The 16572-nt window shown below is 72.7% G+C and carries 17 protein-coding genes and 1 riboswitch; of the genes, 14 read left to right on the top strand and 3 right to left on the bottom strand.

Features of this window, described 5'->3' with window-relative positions; translation table 11 throughout:
• Positions 1-13: 13 nt before the first annotated feature.
• The 6 genes from OHQ87_RS07910 (at position 14) to OHQ87_RS07885 (ending at position 5048) form a co-directional block, all read left to right on the top strand.
• Positions 14-577, top strand: coding sequence for a copper resistance CopC family protein (locus OHQ87_RS07910; RefSeq protein ID WP_442930803.1), 564 nt, complete (start codon positions 14-16; stop codon positions 575-577).
• A 242-nt stretch (positions 578-819) separates the two neighbouring features.
• Positions 820-2295 (top strand): PepSY-associated TM helix domain-containing protein, encoded by a 1476-nt coding sequence (locus OHQ87_RS07905; RefSeq protein WP_328346402.1) that lies wholly within the window; start codon positions 820-822, stop codon positions 2293-2295.
• A gap of 113 nt (positions 2296-2408) precedes the next feature.
• Positions 2409-2550: riboswitch (cobalamin riboswitch) on the top strand.
• 34 nt (positions 2551-2584) lie between these two features.
• The gene (locus tag OHQ87_RS07900) at positions 2585-2788 is read left to right on the top strand and encodes a CbtB domain-containing protein (RefSeq protein WP_328346400.1); all 204 of its coding nucleotides are present in this window, start codon (positions 2585-2587) and stop codon (positions 2786-2788) included.
• A complete protein-coding gene (locus tag OHQ87_RS07895) occupies positions 2779-3573 on the top strand; it encodes a CbtA family protein (RefSeq protein ID WP_328346398.1) in 795 nt (264 codons plus the stop codon). Before OHQ87_RS07900 ends, OHQ87_RS07895 begins: the two co-directional genes overlap by 10 nt.
• A gap of 19 nt (positions 3574-3592) precedes the next feature.
• Entirely contained in the window at positions 3593-4183 is a 591-nt protein-coding gene (locus tag OHQ87_RS07890) for a histidine phosphatase family protein (protein ID WP_328346396.1), read from the top strand.
• Positions 4184-4280: 97 nt separating this feature from the next.
• Positions 4281-5048: an ankyrin repeat domain-containing protein gene (locus tag OHQ87_RS07885; protein WP_328346394.1), complete on the top strand. Its 768-nt coding sequence runs from the start codon at positions 4281-4283 to the stop codon at positions 5046-5048.
• Positions 5049-5199: 151 nt separating this feature from the next.
• Here OHQ87_RS07885 and OHQ87_RS07880 read toward each other — a convergent pair whose 3' ends face one another.
• Positions 5200-5811: a dihydrofolate reductase family protein gene (locus tag OHQ87_RS07880; protein ID WP_328346392.1), complete on the bottom strand. Its 612-nt coding sequence runs from the start codon at positions 5809-5811 to the stop codon at positions 5200-5202.
• 332 nt (positions 5812-6143) lie between these two features.
• Here OHQ87_RS07880 and OHQ87_RS07875 point away from each other — a divergent pair, with 332 nt between their 5' ends.
• The 3 genes from OHQ87_RS07875 (at position 6144) to OHQ87_RS07865 (ending at position 8227) form a co-directional block, all read left to right on the top strand.
• A complete protein-coding gene (locus tag OHQ87_RS07875; RefSeq protein WP_328346390.1) occupies positions 6144-6764 on the top strand; it encodes a hypothetical protein in 621 nt (206 codons plus the stop codon).
• Between the two features lie 118 nt (positions 6765-6882).
• Positions 6883-7395: a sigma-70 family RNA polymerase sigma factor gene (locus OHQ87_RS07870; RefSeq protein ID WP_328346388.1), complete on the top strand. Its 513-nt coding sequence runs from the start codon at positions 6883-6885 to the stop codon at positions 7393-7395.
• Positions 7385-8227: a hypothetical protein gene (locus OHQ87_RS07865; RefSeq protein ID WP_328346386.1), complete on the top strand. Its 843-nt coding sequence runs from the start codon at positions 7385-7387 to the stop codon at positions 8225-8227. Before OHQ87_RS07870 ends, OHQ87_RS07865 begins: the two co-directional genes overlap by 11 nt.
• A 33-nt stretch (positions 8228-8260) precedes the next feature.
• Here the strand turns inward: OHQ87_RS07865 and OHQ87_RS07860 are convergent, their stop codons facing one another.
• Positions 8261-8791, bottom strand: coding sequence for an adenylate kinase (locus OHQ87_RS07860; RefSeq protein WP_328346384.1), 531 nt, complete (start codon positions 8789-8791; stop codon positions 8261-8263).
• 264 nt (positions 8792-9055) lie between these two features.
• On the opposite strand from OHQ87_RS07860, the gene OHQ87_RS07855 reads away from it, so the two are divergent.
• The 5 genes from OHQ87_RS07855 to OHQ87_RS07835 are packed head-to-tail and all read left to right on the top strand — an operon-like array spanning position 9056 to position 14769.
• A complete protein-coding gene (locus OHQ87_RS07855) occupies positions 9056-10735 on the top strand; it encodes an extracellular solute-binding protein (protein WP_328346382.1) in 1680 nt (559 codons plus the stop codon).
• The gene (locus OHQ87_RS07850) at positions 10732-11757 is read left to right on the top strand and encodes an ABC transporter permease (RefSeq protein ID WP_328346381.1); all 1026 of its coding nucleotides are present in this window, start codon (positions 10732-10734) and stop codon (positions 11755-11757) included. The genes OHQ87_RS07855 and OHQ87_RS07850 overlap by 4 nt, the downstream gene beginning before the upstream one ends.
• On the top strand, positions 11754-12677 hold the full coding sequence (locus OHQ87_RS07845; RefSeq protein WP_328346379.1) for a carbohydrate ABC transporter permease: 924 nt from the start codon (positions 11754-11756) through the stop codon (positions 12675-12677). Before OHQ87_RS07850 ends, OHQ87_RS07845 begins: the two co-directional genes overlap by 4 nt.
• Before the next feature lie 57 nt (positions 12678-12734).
• Positions 12735-13352 carry an ABC transporter ATP-binding protein gene (locus tag OHQ87_RS07840; protein ID WP_328346377.1) on the top strand — a complete coding sequence of 206 codons (618 nt, stop codon included), beginning with the start codon at positions 12735-12737 and terminating at the stop codon, positions 13350-13352.
• Between the two features lies 1 nt (position 13353).
• Positions 13354-14769, top strand: a complete 1416-nt coding sequence (locus OHQ87_RS07835) for a DUF6297 family protein (RefSeq protein ID WP_328346375.1) — start codon at positions 13354-13356, stop codon at positions 14767-14769.
• 62 nt (positions 14770-14831) lie between these two features.
• Here OHQ87_RS07835 and OHQ87_RS07830 read toward each other — a convergent pair whose 3' ends face one another.
• The gene (locus OHQ87_RS07830) at positions 14832-16448 is read right to left on the bottom strand and encodes a hypothetical protein (protein WP_442930712.1); all 1617 of its coding nucleotides are present in this window, start codon (positions 16446-16448) and stop codon (positions 14832-14834) included.
• Positions 16449-16572 lie beyond the last annotated feature (124 nt).

The following is a 16572-nucleotide window of genomic DNA, read 5'->3' as shown; positions in this document are numbered from 1 at the left end:
CACCCGGAGCATCATGATCACCACGCCGATCCGCCCCGCCGTCGTCCGGTTCGCCGCCGCGCTGTCGGCCGCCGTGCTGGCGCTGCTCGTCGCCGCAACGCCGGCGTGGGCGCACAACAGCCTCCGCTCGGCCTCCCCGGCCCGGGAGGCGACGCTGCCGAGCGCGCCGGCCGAGATCACGCTGGAATTCATGGCACGGCTGGACCCGACCTTCACCACCATCGTGCTCACCGACGGGACGAAACGGCGGGTCCCCACCGGCGATCCGGTGGTCACCGGAACGAAGAGCACCGTCCAGGTGACCGACCCACTGCCCAACGGGACGTACACCGTCGCCTACCGGGTGGTCTCCGCCGACGGGCATCCGGTGCAGGGGTCGTACCCGTTCACCGTGGCCGACCCCGCCGGCCGTGCCGCGCCGACGGCCGCTCCCCCGACGGCGTCGGGCGGCCCGGTCACCGCCGCGGCCGGGGACACCGGTGGTGGTCCGGGCACCGCCGTCGCCGGCAGCGCGGTGGTCGTCCTGGCGGTGGTCGCGGGCCTGGTGTGGTGGCGACGCCGCCCGCTTCGCCGCTGAGGTCAGGCGTCCACCCGTACGCCGGGACCGGACCCTCCGATGTCGACAGCCGCGACGGCACGGGCCGCCACCAGGCACCGGACCCTCGACGGACCCGTCCCGTCCGGACATTCCCGGGAACCATGGCGGCGCTCGCGCCGACTACCTCTCCGGGCGAGGCCGACACCACGGACCCGGCCGACCCGCACGCATGCACGGGGAACGACCACCGGGTGTATCCCGACAATTCCGATCGGAAGAACATGTCTGTCACCGAGTTGTCCGGCCCGTCGACGCCGGAGCCCGCCGCCACCACCGCCGACCCACCCGCCCGGTCGGCCCGAGGTACCTCCCCGTTCGGTGCGCTGCTGCTGCGGTTGCACTTCTACGCCGGTGTGCTGGTCGCGCCGTTCCTGGTGGTCGCCGCGCTGACCGGACTCGCCTACACGGTGGCTCCGCAGGTGGACGGGATGCTCTACGGCGACCGGTTGACGGTGGCCCAGGTGGGTGAGCGTCGGCTGCCGGTGGCCGACCAGGTCGGGGCAGCACGCAACGCGCACCCCTACGGCAGCGTCGCCGCGGTGCAGCCCGGTGCGGACGACCGGACCACCCGGGTGGTGTTCTCGGCGCCGGAGCTGGGCGAGAAGCAGCACACCGTATACGTCGACCCGTTCACGGGCCGGGTGCAGGGGCAGTTGACCACCTGGTTCGGGTCCACGCCGGCCACCACCTGGCTGGACGACCTGCACCGCAACCTGCATCTGGGGGTGGTGGGCCGGCACTACTCGGAGCTGGCCGCGAGCTGGCTGTGGGTCATCGCGCTCGGCGGGGTCGTACTGTGGTGGCGTCGCCGCCGCGCCTCCCGGGCCACCGTCCGGCACCTGCTCGTGCCGGATCTGTCCACCGCCAGAGGGGTACGGCGGACCCGGGGCTGGCACGCCACCGTCGGCGTCTGGCTCACCGTCGGCCTGCTGTTCCTCTCCGCGACCGGGCTGACCTGGTCCCGGTACGCCGGGGCCAACTTCGGTGCCGGCCTCGACGCGCTCGACGCCCGCGCCCCGCAGATCTCCACCGCCCTCACCGCCGCGCCCACCGCCCCGGCCGACACCGGTGGTGGTCACCACGAGGCGGCCGGAGCGGGTGGGGTGGTCGAATCGGCCGCCTTCGACCGGGTCCTGACCGCCGCCCGTACGGCCGGTCTGACCGGCCCGGTCGAGATCGCCCCGGCGCCGGAACCGGGCTCGGCCTGGACCGTCACGCAGGTCGACAACGTCTGGCCGGTCGCGAAGGACCGGGTCGCCGTCGACCCCACCACGGCCACGGTCACCGCCCGCAGCGACTTCGCCGACTGGCCACTGCTGGCCAAGCTCAGTGGTCTCGGCATCCAGGCGCACATGGGGGTGCTCTTCGGACCGCTCAACCAGATCCTGCTCGCCGCGCTGGCCCTCGGGCTGCTCTGCGTCATCGTCTGGGGCTACCGCATGTGGTGGCAACGCCGGCCCACCCGCGCCGACCGCCGCGCCCTCACCGGCACCCCACCGGCCCGCGGCGGCGTACGCGGCCTTCCGCGCGGCGTCCTGATCGTCGGCACACCACTGGTCGTGGCGGTCGGCTGGGCGCTGCCGCTGATCGGGCTCACCCTGCTCGTCTTCCTCCTCGTCGACGTCGTCCTGGGGGCGGTGGGCCGACGACGCCGTACCAGCACCGTCCCCACCTCACCCGCACCAGCCGGTCGATGACCGACCGCCCCGTCCGGCCGCCCGCTCGGCGTCGGACGGGGCGGTCGACTCGCGCAGCGCCGGTCCCCGCCCCGGTTGCTCACATTCGGCGGGATGACGATTGACCGCTCGGGGGTCACGCCGCTACGGTCGATCCAAATCTGCGGCGTCGCGAGGTAAGCCGGTGAGAATCCGGCGCGGTCGCGCCACTGTGAGCGGTCCCCGTCGTCGACGGGTCCGCGAGCCAGGACGCTCGGTCGTCCGCAGCCTTGCGATGGGGACGCGTCATCCCCGGGAAGGTTCGTGTCCCATGTCGAGTTCCACTCCCGCCCAGCCGCTGGTGCACCCCGTCGGGTCGACCCGCGTGTACTGGGCGGCACTGGCCGTCGTCGGCGTACTCCTGCTGCTCACCTATCTGGTCGCGTTCGACCAGGGCGCGGTCTCGCGCAGTGGCATGTACCTGCACGAGCTCATGCACGACGGCCGGCACCTGCTCGGTGTCCCGTGCCACTGAACCCCACCCACAATCCACCCACGTTCGCCACCGTCCTGCTCCGCGGTCTGCTCGCCGGTCTCGTCGCCGGCCTGCTCGCGGGGGCGTTCGGCTACCTCGTCGGTGAGCCGCGCATCGAGGCGGCCATCGCGATCGAGGAGGCAGCCAGCCACACCGGGCCGGTGGCCGACGACCACCACGCCGACGCCCTGGTGGGCCGGGGCGGCCAGCGGGCCGGCCTGTTCCTGGCCACCGGGCTGTTCGGCACCGCGATGGGTGGCCTGCTGGCGACCGGGTACGCGCTCCTGCGCCGTCGCCTGCGGACCACGGACGACGGCCGGTCGGCGCTGCTGCTCGCCGGCGGCGCCCTGCTCGGCGCGGTGCTCGTGCCGTTCCTCAAGTATCCGGCCAACCCCCCGGCGGTCGGCAGTCCCGACACCATCGACCAACGCACCGCCGCCTACCTGACCCTGGTGGTGCTCGGTCTGGTGGCGGTCTGGGCGGGCACCCTCGGCTACCGGTCGGTCCGCCCCGACGCACCGGTCTGGCAACGGGTCGGCGCGGCCGTCGGGGGCTTCCTCCTGGTCGCCGGTGCCGGGTATGTCGTCCTGCCGTCCTTCCAGGAGGTGCCGGACGACTTCCCCGCGACTCTGCTGTGGAACTTCCGGTTGGCCGCTCTCGGTACCCAGGTGGTGCTCTGGGCGGCGATCGGCCTGCTGTTCAGCGCCCTGATGAGCCAGGGCCGGCGGCTGGACCGGCGACCGGGGGCGGGCGGGATTCCGACTGTCACCCCGGCGAGCCGATGACCGGTGCGGGAACACCGGCGTGACCGCGACCAGCCTGCGGCTGGTCGCACACGCGCACACCGCCGCCCTGCGGCGGGCGGTGTTCGGCGCGGGTGACGACGACCTGGACGAGGGCGGCCGGCGGGCCGCCCTCGCCCTGGCCGGTTCCGACCGGCGCGGCCCACTGGGCCCGGTCGACGTCTGCCTGACCAGCCCGGCGCCGGCGGCGGTGCAGACCGCTCACGCCCTCGGGCTGCGCCCCACAGTCGAGGCCGCGCTGGCCGACTGCGGGTACGCCGACTGGTCCGGGCAGAGCCTGGCGGACGTGGGGGCGCGGGACCCCGACGCGCTGCGGCAGTGGTGGGACACTCCCGACGCCGCACCGCACGGCGGGGAGTCCCTCGCCGCGCTACGCGAACGCGTCGGGGGCTGGCTCGACTGCCGACTCGCCCAGGGCGTCCGGGTGGTCGCGGTGACCCACCCGATGGTGGTCCGGGTGGCGATCGGGCACGCACTGCGGCTCCCGACGGCCACCCTGCCCCGGCTGGACGTCGCGCCGCTGGCGGTGGTCCGACTCAGCCGCTACGGCTCCCGGTGGCAACTCCAGTTTGGGCACCACCAGCGGCCGTAAGGCGCGATACGCCGTCGCGCTGGTGCGCGCCCTCGATCTGGAGCACGTCCCCGGCCGTTGGACCGGCTGCTTCCCGACGACAGGTAGGGTCGCGGAGGTGACTGATCCCCTGCTGCTCAGCGTCGACGATCCGCTGGCGGTCGCGGTGACCGGGGCGATCCGCGACGGCGACCGCACCGCGCTGCGGCAGCTGCTCACCGCACACCCGGGGCTGACCACCGCGCGCATCGTCGACCGACCCGGCGTCACCTCCCGCACGCTGTTGCACGTGGTCACCGACTGGCCGGGCCGGTTTCCGCACGGTGCCGCCACCGTGGCCACCCTGGTCGCCGCCGGTGCCGACGTCGACGCCCGGTTCGTCGGACCGCACCAGGAGACCCCGCTGCACTGGGCCGCCAGCTGCGACGACGTGGACGTCGTCGACGCGCTGCTGGACGCCGGTGCCGACATCGAGGCCCCCGGGGGTGTGATCGCCGGCGGCACGCCGCTCGCCGACGCGCGGGCCTTCGCCCAGTGGCGGGCGGCGTACCGGCTCGTCGTACGGGGGGCCCGCACCACCCTCACCGACGCGGCCACGCTCGGCCTGCTCGACCGGGTGGAGCAGGCCTTCAGCGGCGTCACCCTTCCGTCGTCGGACGAGATCGACGTGGCGTTCTGGGGAGCCTGTCACGGCGGTCGGCAGTCCTGCGCCGGTTACCTGTGGGAGCGGGGTGCCCGGCTCAACTGGATACCGCCGTGGGAGCACCGCACCGCCCTGGACGCGGCCGTCCGGCGCGGCGCCACCGAGCTGGTCGCCTGGTTGCGGACGCAGGGCGGCGTCACCACCGCCGAGCTGGACCGACAGCCACCCGGATCCACGCGATAGTCCGGTACGCCGACCGGCGACACCGCCACGACAGACCGGACGAACAGGATCGCGTATCCGTCAGCGTCACGCCGCGCGGGCCGCCGACCGGGTCGGCACCACGCGACACCGGCGGCGCACGGCGGCCGGGCGGTCCGCGCGGGGCGGGCGGCTACTCTCCCGCCAGATTCTCCTTGGCCTCGTCGTAACCGGCCGGGACGGGCGCGTCGGCCGGCACGTAGATCACCCGGATCACCCCGGTCGGGAACGCCTCCGTCGTCGTCACCCGCAGGTGGTACGGCGACTCCCCCTCGTCGAACAGCCGACGGCCCTTGCGCGCCGCCACCGGGTGCACGAGCAGTCGCAGCTCGTCGACCAGGCCGGCGGCGAGCAGCTGCTGCACCACGGAGATCGACCCGGGAATGAGGATGCCGCCCACTGCGGGGTCGTCCTTGAGCGCGGCGACGGCGGCGACGAGCTCACCGTCGAGCAGTTCGGAGTTCCGCCAGGAGAAGTCCCGGGGCTGCCGCGAGACGACCACCTTGCGCAGGTCGCCGAGTTGCTTGGCGAAGGGCGCGTCTTCGCCGCCCGCGGCCTCCCGGTCGGGCCACGCCCCGGCGAAGCTGTCGTAGGTCTCCCGGCCGACGAGCAGCACGTCGGCGGTGGCGTAGTCCTCGGTGACGGCCCGGCCCATGTTGTCGTCGAAGTACGGGAAGTGCCACTCGGGGTCGATCTCGGCCACGCCGTCGGCCGAGATGAACAGCGTGGAGATGACCTTTGCCATCGGAGAGGTCCCTTCGGGTCGGATGATGTCGATCTGTGGACCGGCACAGCATCCCAAACTCGTCGTCCGGGCACCGCCCATCGGCCGGCCGGCACCGCGTGTCGCTCCGCGGGCTGCGGGCCGACCCGCGATCGGTGATCGGCCGGGCGGCTGAGCCCCACACCCGCTCCCGTCGCCGCGGACGACGTCGGGGGTGCCGAAAAACGTGGGGTGGGGTGGAAACCGGGTGGCCGTGCCGGACGTCCTGAAGGGTGAGTCGGGCAACGAGGCCGACACCGGGCCGGTGCGACGACGTGCCCACCGACCACATCATCCACCCCGAGGAGCGGACAATGTCGATGAAACGATGGATCGCGGGTGCCGGGTTGCTGGCACTGACCGGCGCGTTGGCGGCGTGCGCGGTCGACACCGGGCCCGGCGCACCGGCGGCCGCGCCGGAGCAGGGTGCGGCGGCCGTCCCGGTGGGGCTGTCCGCCACGCCGCCGAAGACCAGCTCCGCGCCGAGAGGGTTCACCGGCACCCGTCAGTACACGATCGTGCGGGTCGGCTCGTTCGAGGGCGGTCTGTCGCTGACCGACTCCGGACGGCTGGCCGAGGTCGACGACGACCAGGGCCGGCAGCTCTTCGTGCCGACTCCGCTGGGCCAGCAGAAGTACCTCATCAAGGCGTACGCCCGGGGTAGTGCGGGTCCGCTCTGCTGGCGGGTGCATAATCCGGGCAACACCCAGCCGTTGGTCGTACAGGCCGCCACCTGCAAGGCCGACGACCCCCGCCAGCAGTTCGAGATCATCACCGCCACCAGCGGCACCACGCCGTCCTACCTGATCAGCAACGCCGGGGCGTTCCTGCGGAACTCCGCACGCTCCGGCCTCATCCTCGAGGAGCTGGGTGACGCCCCGCCGACGAGCAGCTTCCGGTTCAACGACAACGGACCCGCGCCCGCCAACCGCTGACGGCAGGCCGGTCGGATCGGACGGGAGGACGGCCCCGACCGATCCGACCGCGCCAGGGCGGCCCCCTGGCCCGGTGGAGTGGGATCAGCGGTGACCGGTCGGGTGGAGAGTTTGATCGATGCGTGACACCGAGGAGTTCGACGCCTTCTACGCCTCGTCGGCTCAGCGGGTGCTGGGGCAGGTGTACGCGATGGTCGGCAGCCGTACCGAGGCCGAGGACGCGGTGGCCGAGGCGTACGCCCGCGCCTGGGGACGGTGGTCGACCGTGCGGGAGTGCGACAGCCCCGAGGCATGGGTCCGCAAGGTCGCCTACCGGATCGCGGTGAGCGCGTGGCGTAAGGCGGTGAACCGCGTCCGGGCGCACCGGCGGGAGGCGGCCGGGCAGCAGGTCGACTCGGTCTCCGTCGACCACGTCGTGCTTGTCGACGCGTTGCGGCGGATCCCCGCCGAGCAGCGCCGGGCCATCGTGCTGCATCATCTGGTCGGCCTCAGCGTGGCCGAGATCGCCGTGGAGACCCGGGCGAATCCGAACACCGTCAAGACCCGGCTGGCCCGGGGACGCAGGGGCCTGGCCGTGCACCTGACCGCGGACGAACATCAGACGACGGGCGGGAGGAGCCATGGGGCCTGACGACACGCTCGACGAGGCCCTGCGCGGGTTGGCCCAGCACGCCCGACAGACCGGTCGGCTCGCCGCCGTCGCCGAGGTCCGTCGTCGGGGCGACAGCCGGCGTCGTCGTCGACAGGTCGCGAGCGCCGCGCTGGGGGTCGCCCTGGTGGGCGCGCTGGGGGCCGGCGTCACCATGGTCCGCCTTGCCGGGGCCCCACACACCACCCTGCCCGCCGGCCCGAACGGGACGACGTCGGGCTCCCCGTCCGCCGGGCCGACCCCGGGCACCCCGTCCGCCGAACCGACCCCGAACACCTCGGACACCGGTGAACCGACGTCCGGATCGCCCAGCGCCACCCCCAGTGCCACGCCCAGTGCGCCCCGGAGTTCGTCGCCCACCGACCCGCTGCGGCTCGGCCAACGCCAGTTCGTCCTCGTCCGGTCCTCGGCGGTGGAATCCGTGGTGTCCCTGCTCGCCGACGAGGGGCTCGGTGAGGTCGATGGCGACGAGGGTCGTCGGCTGTTCGTGTTCGTGCCGCAGGAGTCCGGCAACTACCTGGTCCGCACCGCCGAGCCGGACGCGGACGGGAAGCGGGCCTGCTGGCAGGTCCGGGCGGCGGGCTCCGACCCGCTCACCGTCGTCGCGGCGACCTGCTCGCCGGCCGAGCCGCGACAACTGTTCTCGATCGTCGCGCACGGCTCGGACGGCGGCCAGCAGACCTATGCCCTCAGCAACAACTCCGCCTATCTCCAGTACTCCGACCAGCGCGGGCTGATCCTCGAAGAGCTGGGCGACGCCACCCTGAACACGGTGTTCCGGTTCGTCGACAACGGTCCTGCGCCACGACAGTGACGGGCCGGGGCGCAGGGGGCTGCCCCGGCCCGCTCACCGCCGGGGCAGGGCGGCCACCCAGCGGTCCAGTTCCGCCGGCGACCGGAACAGCAGCACCGGCGGCCCGGACGGATCCGCCTGCCAGGCCCGCATCCGTCGCCGGGCCCGGCCGAACGCGCTGACGTGCCACACCAGGATCGATTCCCGGGACAGCACGCTCCCCAGTGACTCGCGGTTGCCGTTGCAGATCTCCTCCCCCGTCACCAGCCGGCCGAGGGTACGACGCAGCAGCCGCCCGAAGGACCGCCAGCGCGGGTAGTCCAGGGCGACGACCAGGTCCGCGCGGGCCAACGGCACATCCCGCCACCCGTGGTAGGCCCCGTCGAGGATCCAGCGTTCTCCCCGGCAGATCTGCGTGATCCGGCTGCGCTGCTGGGCGACCGGCACCTCGACCCAGCCGGGCTGCCACAGCAGGTCGTCGACCGGGTGCCAGGGCAGCCGCAGCCGGTCGGCCAGCACCGCCGCGAGGGTGGACTTGCCCGCGCCGTACACCCCGTAGACCAGGATGCGGGACGGTGCGCTCATCCGGGCAGCCTACGCAGCCGGCGGGGGGGCCGCCTGTCGACAGCGCCGCCGTTCCCGCCGTCACCACCGGCCGACATCGACGTCCGGGGGCACCGGACGTACCCGGCCGACTCGACGGCCGGGTCGGGACCGGGTCCACCGAGGCCGGGGCATCGATGCCTCTTGTCGGAATCTCCCGCCGTCCATTAGTTTGTTTAACATCCACACCAACTACTGCACCTCAGCCTGCGAATCCGCTTCCCAGCCCTTCTCGAAGGGGGACCGATGACACCCCAGAAACCCGGCTCGACAGCCTCGCGCCGACACTTCCTCGGCCTGGTCGGCCTCGGCACGGCCGCCGTCGCCGGCGGCCCGCTGCTCGCCGGGTGTTCCGAGAAGCCGGCCGGCTCCGGCGCCGCGCAGAACCTCGACGCCTTCGCCGACCTGCTGCCGACGCACAAGGACCTGGCCCAGAGCATCAAGCCCGACATCATCGGCACCCGCCCGGTGCCCGACGGCTACACGAAGTACCCGAGCTCGCTTGTCGACGCGATCACCGAACGGCCCGGCACCAGCGGCAAGCAGGTCACCGCGATGACCCCGGCGTGGGGACCGGCCCCGCCCGGGGTCACCCAGAGCGCCTACCTGCAGGCGGTGAACGCCGAGCTGGGCACCCCTGTCAGCTTCACCATCCAGGACGGCAACACCTACGCCGACAAGCTCAACGCGATGCTCGGCGCCCGGGACGTCCCGGACCTGCTCTGCGTACCGGGCTGGGAAGTGGAGAAGATCCCGCGCTTCTCCGAGGCGATCAAGGTGCTCTTCGAGGACCTCACCGACTACCTCAAGGGCGACGCGGCCGCCGCGTACCCGATGCTTGCCTCGTTCCCGACCGGGGCCTGGCGCAACTCGCTGTGGAACGAGCGGCTGGTGGCCGTGCCCAACCCCACCGACGGGCCGTTCCCCTGGGCGCTGTTCACCCGCAAGGACCTGCTCGACGCCCGGGGGCTGGCGGTGCCGGCGTCGCTCGACGACCTGCTCTCCGTGGCCAAGCAGGTCACCGACCCGGCCAAGAAGGTGTGGGCGTTCGACAACGTCTTCGACATGATCCAGATGTACCACAAGGTGCCGGCCTCCAAGCAGGGCTGGCGGCTGAAGGCCGACGGGACCCCGGAGTTCAAGTACGAGACCCCGGAGTACCGGCAGGCCCTGGAGGTGATGGCCAAGATCTACAAGGACGGTCTGGTCCACCCCGAGATCATCGCCACCAGAGGTGCGGACAGCGCCCAGCTGTTCGCCAAGAACGGCGCGATCGTCTTCACCCGCAACGGCGTGGGCTTCTGGCAGGGCGCCCAGGCCGAGCACCAGAAGGTCAACCCCAAGCTCAACATCCAGCCGGTGCCGGTCTTCTCCGCCACCGGCGGCGACCCGCTGGTCTGGGGGGACGACGAACCGATCTCCTTCACCTTCGTCAAGAAGGGGCTGGGCAAGGAGCGGGTCGAGGAGCTGCTGCGGATCATGAACTGGTGCTCCGCGCCGCTGGGCTCGCAGGAGGCCCAGCTGCGTGACTACGGGGTGGCGGGCAAGCACCACACCAGCACGCCGAACGGGCCGGTCAAGACCGACCTGGCGTTCAAGGAGATCGCCAACCAGTACTTCTTCATCAGCGGTCGCAACCCCACCATCGGCCCGTACCCGGAGACCCCGAACTACGTGCCGGACCTCCTGACCTACTCCAACGATATGGTGAAGTACCTGGAGAAGGACCCCTGGGACGGGGTGAAGCTGGAGATGCCGGCCGCGTACAAGGCCAACCAGGTGCCCACCGAGGACAAGCTCACCGACGTGCTGCGCGGCCGCCGGCCGCTCTCCGACGTCGACGCCATCGTGCAGGAGTGGAAGGCCAACGGGGGCGAGGAAGCACGGGAACTGCTCGCCAAGTCGCTGCCCAAGGCCGGGCGATGACCACTCGCGACACCACCGTCGTGGCCGGGTCCGACCGGACCCGGCCCGACGGCCCCACCCGGGCGAGGCACCGCCAGCGCCCCGCCCGTCGGCGCCGGGTGCCGCTGCGCGCCCGGCTCGGGCGGGACTGGCAACTGCTGGCCATGGTGACGCCCGGCTTCCTCGTCCTGCTGGTCTTCAGCTACCTGCCGATCCTCGGCAACGTCATCGCCTTCCAGGACTACAACCCCTACCTCGGGGACAACCCCCTGCAGGCGTTCGCGCGCAGCAACTGGATCGGCTTCGGCCAGTTCCAGCTGCTCTTCGAGGACTCGGCCTTCTGGGAAGCGCTCCGCAACACCCTGGCGATCACCGCGTTCCAGCTGGTCTTCTTCTTCCCGCTGCCGATCTTCCTGGCGATCATGCTGCACAACCTGCTCTCCAGCCGGTGGCGCGGCTTCGTGCAGACCGTCGTCTACCTGCCGCACTTCTTCAGCTGGGTGCTGGTGGTCAGCTTCTTCGTCGCCATGCTCGGCGGCGCCGGCCTGCTCGCGCAGACCATGCGCGACGCCGGCATGCAGCCGTGGAACGTGATGACCAACCCGGACACCTTCATCATCCTGGTCACCGCCGAGGCGGTCTGGAAGGACGTCGGCTGGGGGACCATCGTCTTCCTCGCCGCGCTGTCCACCATCGACACCAGCCTCTACGAGGCGGCGGCGGCCGACGGCGCCGGCCGGTGGCGGCGGCTGTGGCACATCACCCTGCCCGGTCTGCGCCCGGTGATCGTGCTGCTGCTCATCCTGCGGCTGGGTGACGCCCTCTCGGTCGGCTTCGAACAGTTCCTGCTGCAACGCGAGGCGGTGGGCCGGCAGGCCGCCGAGGTGCTCGACACCTTCGTCTACCACTTCTCCATCGCCACCGGGAACTACGGCTACGGGGCGGCGGCCGGCCTGTTCAAGGCCGCGATCGGGCTCGGCCTGATCCTGGCCGCCAACCGGGTCGCCCACCTGCTCGGCGAACGGGGGATCTACTCGAAATGACCGAGACCGTCGCACTGCGGGCCCGCACCGGGCGCGACCGTCGGCCCGTGTGGGAGGAACCGCCGACCCGGATCGGCCAGGGGCTCAAGGCCGCCTTCCTGACCCTGCTCGTGCTCAGCGTGCTCTTCCCGCTCTGGGTGATCCTGGTGACCAGCCTGTCCTCCCGGGAGACCCTCGCCGAGGCCGGCGGCATCGTCGTCATCCCCCGGGGCATCGACACCGCGGCCTACGAAACGATCTTCGCCGGTGGGGCGGTCACCCGGGCGTTGTGGATCAGCACGCTGGTCACCGTCATCGGCAGCGCGCTGGCGCTGACCGTGACGGTGCTCGCCGCGTACGGGCTGTCCCAGCCGCATTCGGTCGGCTACCGCTGGCTGCTGATCTACTTCCTGGTCCCGTTCCTGGTCTACCCGCCGCTGGTGCCGAAATACCTGGTGGTGACCGGGCTCGGCCTCAAGGACACCATCTGGGCGCTGATCCTGCCGCCGGCGATCAGCGTGTTCAACCTGGTGGTGGTGCGGGGATTCTTCCAGGCCATCCCGCAGGAGCTGCTGGACAGCGCCCGGGTCGACGGGGCCAGTCACTTCCGTACCCTGATGCGGATCGTGCTGCCGTTGTCCCGGGCGGTCATCGCCGTGGTCGGCCTGTTCTACGCGGTGAGCTACTGGAACGTCTGGTTCGATGCGCTGCTGTTCATGGACCGAAACGACATGTACCCGATCCAGCGGGTGTTGCAGAGCTACCTGCTGGCTGGCCAGGCCCCGCACACCTCCGGCGGCAGCAGCGGCGTGACGATGCCACCGACCGAGGCGATCAAGATGGCGGTGGTGGTGCTCACCGTCGCCCCGATCGTCGCGGTCTACCCGTTCATCCAACGGCACTTCATCAAGGGTGTGCTGATCGGTGCCGTGAAGGGCTGACCGTTACGTCGGACCAGGGCGGCGGCACCATCGGCCCGCGTGCGACAGTGGGCAACTGTGAGCATCCTTGCCGTACGCGGGCTGATCCGCCGGTTCGGCGCGCTGGTCGTCCTCGACGACGTGCGCTTCCAGCTCGACGCGGGGCAGGTCGCCGTCGTCGTCGGCCCGAACGGCGCCGGCAAGACCACCCTGCTGCGCTGCGTCGTCGGGGCGGACCGCCCCGACGAGGGCGAGGTCCTGCTCGACGGCCGCCGCTGTGACGAGACCGACCCCCGGGTCCGCGCGGCGGTCGCCGCCGCCCTCGACGACGTCGACTTCTTTCCGGACCTGTCCGTCGTCGAACACCTCGAACTGGTCGCCTACGCTCACGGCGGCACCGCCGACCCGGTCGCGGAGGTGCTCACCGAACTCGGTCTCGAACCGGCCCGCGACCAACTCCCGGCGACCCTCTCCAGCGGCCAGCGCCGCCGCCTCGCCCTCGCCTCCTGCTTCGTACGCCCGCGCCGGTTGCTCGTCCTCGACGAACCGGAGCAGCGCCTCGACGTCCGGGGCCGGGCCTGGCTGACGCAGCGGCTCCTGCGGGAGAAGGCGGCCGGCACGGCGGTGCTGATGGCGTCCCACGACACCGATCTGATCGACGCGGTCGCCGACCGGCGGGTCGAGATCGGCGGCTGAGGTGACGTCGACCAGGACCTCCCCACCGCCGGTGGTCGGACCCGCACCCCGGGAACTGCGGGCCCGGCTGCGACGGGCCCGCCGCCGGCACCATCCCGGTTCGCTCGGCGAGGTGCTCACCGACGCCTACGTCGTGGTCCTGTTCGTCGCCCTGTACGGCTGGTTCGCGGTCGCCGCGATCCGCGACCACCTGGCGGCCCCACAGGTCACCCGGACCGACCCGGGCGACCGGTACTGGATCGCCGTCGCCGCCGTGACGGCGGGGGCCGGACTCGCCTGGTGGGGGCTGCGGCTGATCGGACCGCTGCTGGTCACCCCCGCTACCCAGACCTGGCTGGTCAGCTCTCCGGTGGACCGCCGGGCGTGGCTGCTCCCCCGGTTCGGCGGGCTGGTCGGCGGCGTCACCGCCGGGGCGGGCCTGCTGGCGGTGGCGGCCGCTTTCGCCGGTGGCCTCGACCGCCCCGCCGACCTGGGCTGGTCGGCGTTGGCCGGTCTCACCTGCGGAGCCACCGCGACCGGGTGTGCCGTCATCGCCCAGAGCGCCCGCGCCACGCCCCGCTGGGCGGGACTGCTCACCGTCGGTCTGCCCGCCGTCGGTGCGGCGATCGCGGTGCTGGTGGTGGTCGGGCACGCCGTCGGGTGGTCCCTCCCGCTGCCACCGGTGCCGCTCACCGCCGGCGTCGGCCTGGCGTTGCTGCCGGTCGCGGTGGCGTCGACCGTCCGCGCGCACCGGCAGCTCGCCCGGGTGGACCGGGCGGCGCTGACCACGGGGGCGCAGTTCGCCAACGCCGCCACCACCGCCGCCGTGCTGCTGGATCCGTCGCTGCTCGCCGCGCTGGTGGAGAGCCGCCGGTGGCGCGCGGTCGGACTGGTGCGCGGCCGACGGTTCCGCCCCGGTGGCCGGTTCCCGGTGCTGCTCCAGGCGGAGGTACGCCGGTTGTCCCGGCGTCGGGGCGCCCTCGTCGGCTGGGCCGGGGCGCTGCTGACCATGTACGCCGTCGCGGTGGCGCTGCCGTCGGCCGCGGGCCCGGCACACGTGATCCTGGCGTACCTGGCGACGGGTCTGCTCACCGGCGGGCTCCGCGCGGTGAGCCGTTCACCGGGCCTGCGGCGGTCCCTCGGCGGCAACGACATCCTGCTGCGACTGACGCACCTGGTCCTGCCGGGCGTCGGGGCCACGCTGTGGTACCTGGCCACCCTGCCCGCCCTACGGTCGGTCCCCGGCCCGCTCGACGCGGTGCTGCTGCCCGGGGTCGTGACGGCCGCCTTCTGGGCCGGCACCCGCCCACCGATGCGCTACGGCGGGGCGATGGTCAACACCCCCTTCGCGATGATGCCGGTCGACCTGGTCCGTCAGGTGCTGCGCGGCCCTGATCTGGTCGCCGCGCTGGTCGTCGTCCAACTGCTGTGGAGCTGACCACGGCGGCCGGCGCGCGGCCTGCGGGTCGGCGGGTGGGGTGACAGGGCCGGTCCGGACAGTCACCGGGCCGGCAGGCAGACCTTTCCGGTGAACGCCGGATCGGGCTGCCGGTTGCCCGCCCAGGCCGGGTTCGCCGCGATCGGCAGCGGCGGCGCCTGCCAGGCGGCGGCGAAGCTCTGGAGCAGCGGATACTCGACCCTGGTCTGGGCGATCGGCTTACCGAGGAGGAAGTCGATCAGCCGCTGCTGGAGCAGCCGCCGGTCCAACAGTGCGCCGTGCACCCCGGGAATCTGGACCACCGGAATCCGGGTGTACTCGCCCGGGGGCGCCTCGGTGGCCGTCGCGGTGGGCAGGAAGGCGACCATCCGGACCCCCGGCACGGGACACATCAGCTGGTTACGGTAGAACGGCGCGTCGTCGAGCAGCGAACGGATGAACGGCTCGTCCGGCCCGCTGCCGACGCCGGCCAGCGCGAAGACGGCCCGCAACTGCCACCCCGTGACCACCCCCCACCCCTGGTCGTGGTGCGGGGGCGGGTAGTAGGCCCGGCCGGCGAAGATCAACGGACTGAACATCACGAGGGCGTCGACCGCCGGATCGGGGCGTCGGGCGAGGTAGGTGCGGGCCACCATCGCCCCCTCGCTCTCCCCGATCAGCGCCACCCGCCGTCCGGTACGCCGGTGCAGCCGTTCCACCTGCTGGCCGAGCAGCCGCACGCTGTCCGCCATCGACTTCGTGGTGTCCCGGGGCTGGTATGCCAGCGGCCTGCCGTCGGGGCCCAGCCCCCGGTAGGAGAAGCGTTGCACCCGCGGGTCGGCCGGCTGCTCGCCCCCGTAGGCCGAGCCGTAGCCGGTGAGCACGATCACCGCGTGCGTGACCTCGGACGGCAGCGGCCGGTCGAGCACGGCCGTCTTGATCCACGGCTCGTTGCCCGGCACCAGATCCGTCAGCGGTGGGATGACGAGCGGTACGGCGAACGCCAGCAGGGCCGCCAGCGGAGTCACCGGCACCCGGGCCCAGCGCACCCGCGACGGCAGCAGTGCCGCCCGGATCGTCCGGTTCCACAGCAGCCCGTTCAATGCCCCCGCCGCGCCGGCCACCGGCACCGTCCACCAGCCGGGCACCCTCCAGCACAGCGCCCCGGCCAGGGTGAGCACCACGAAGTTCAGCAGCGACCAGCCGATCAGTGAGATCGACGGCAGCCCCCGCCACCAGTGCTCCACCACGCCAGCCCGTTGCAGGAACGGCGCGAGCAGGAACATCGGCAGCAGCGACGCCAGCAGCACCCAGGACAGCGCCACCACCGACGCCGCCACCGAGATCGCCGCCCACGGTGCGACGAAACCGCCGACCAGCACGGAGAGCCCGACGTTGCGCCGCAGCAGCCACCACACCGACGGCCTGCGCATCCCGGCCGGCCAGGCCAGCACCACCAGCCCGGTGGTGAACAGGCCCCGGGCGACCAACACGTAACACAGCCAGAGCACGAACTCCCACCACGACCGGTGGTAGACGTAGAGCCAGCGCAGATCGTGGTAGGTGTCGTACGGCCAGACGGCGGTGACCTGCGGCGGGAGCGCCTCGGCTGCCCGGAAGCCCAGCAGGACGACCACGGCGGCCTCGATCATCGGCGACACGCTGGTCAGCACCAACAGCCCGACGAACCTCCGGTTCACGATCACCCCGTTCCGCGGCAGCCGTACGCGATGGCACATCTCGCAGGCTCCACCGGAACGGGGCCCGGCGTCGGCGAATCCGGCACATTGCCCCGGTTCGACCGACCCCGGCCGCCGTCGACGC

Source organism: Micromonospora sp. NBC_00421 (assembly GCF_036017915.1).
Classification (GTDB): Bacteria; Actinomycetota; Actinomycetes; order Mycobacteriales; family Micromonosporaceae; genus Micromonospora.
Note: the sequence above shows the minus strand (reverse complement) of the source record. Positions and strands in the feature narration are given on the sequence as shown.

Excerpts from the sequence above, each read along its gene's own strand:
- OHQ87_RS07910 (WP_442930803.1), top strand. The coding sequence starts at position 14 with ATGATCACCACGCCGATCCGCCCCGCCGTCGTCCGGTTCGCCGCCGCG.
- OHQ87_RS07905 (WP_328346402.1), top strand. The coding sequence starts at position 820 with ATGTCTGTCACCGAGTTGTCCGGCCCGTCGACGCCGGAGCCCGCCGCC.
- OHQ87_RS07900 (WP_328346400.1), top strand. The coding sequence starts at position 2,585 with ATGTCGAGTTCCACTCCCGCCCAGCCGCTGGTGCACCCCGTCGGGTCG.
- OHQ87_RS07880 (WP_328346392.1), bottom strand. The coding sequence starts at position 5,811 with ATGGCAAAGGTCATCTCCACGCTGTTCATCTCGGCCGACGGCGTGGCC.
- OHQ87_RS07875 (WP_328346390.1), top strand. The coding sequence starts at position 6,144 with ATGTCGATGAAACGATGGATCGCGGGTGCCGGGTTGCTGGCACTGACC.
- OHQ87_RS07870 (WP_328346388.1), top strand. The coding sequence starts at position 6,883 with ATGCGTGACACCGAGGAGTTCGACGCCTTCTACGCCTCGTCGGCTCAG.
- OHQ87_RS07865 (WP_328346386.1), top strand. The coding sequence starts at position 7,385 with ATGGGGCCTGACGACACGCTCGACGAGGCCCTGCGCGGGTTGGCCCAG.
- OHQ87_RS07860 (WP_328346384.1), bottom strand. The coding sequence starts at position 8,791 with ATGAGCGCACCGTCCCGCATCCTGGTCTACGGGGTGTACGGCGCGGGC.
- OHQ87_RS07855 (WP_328346382.1), top strand. The coding sequence starts at position 9,056 with ATGACACCCCAGAAACCCGGCTCGACAGCCTCGCGCCGACACTTCCTC.
- OHQ87_RS07850 (WP_328346381.1), top strand. The coding sequence starts at position 10,732 with ATGACCACTCGCGACACCACCGTCGTGGCCGGGTCCGACCGGACCCGG.
- OHQ87_RS07845 (WP_328346379.1), top strand. The coding sequence starts at position 11,754 with ATGACCGAGACCGTCGCACTGCGGGCCCGCACCGGGCGCGACCGTCGG.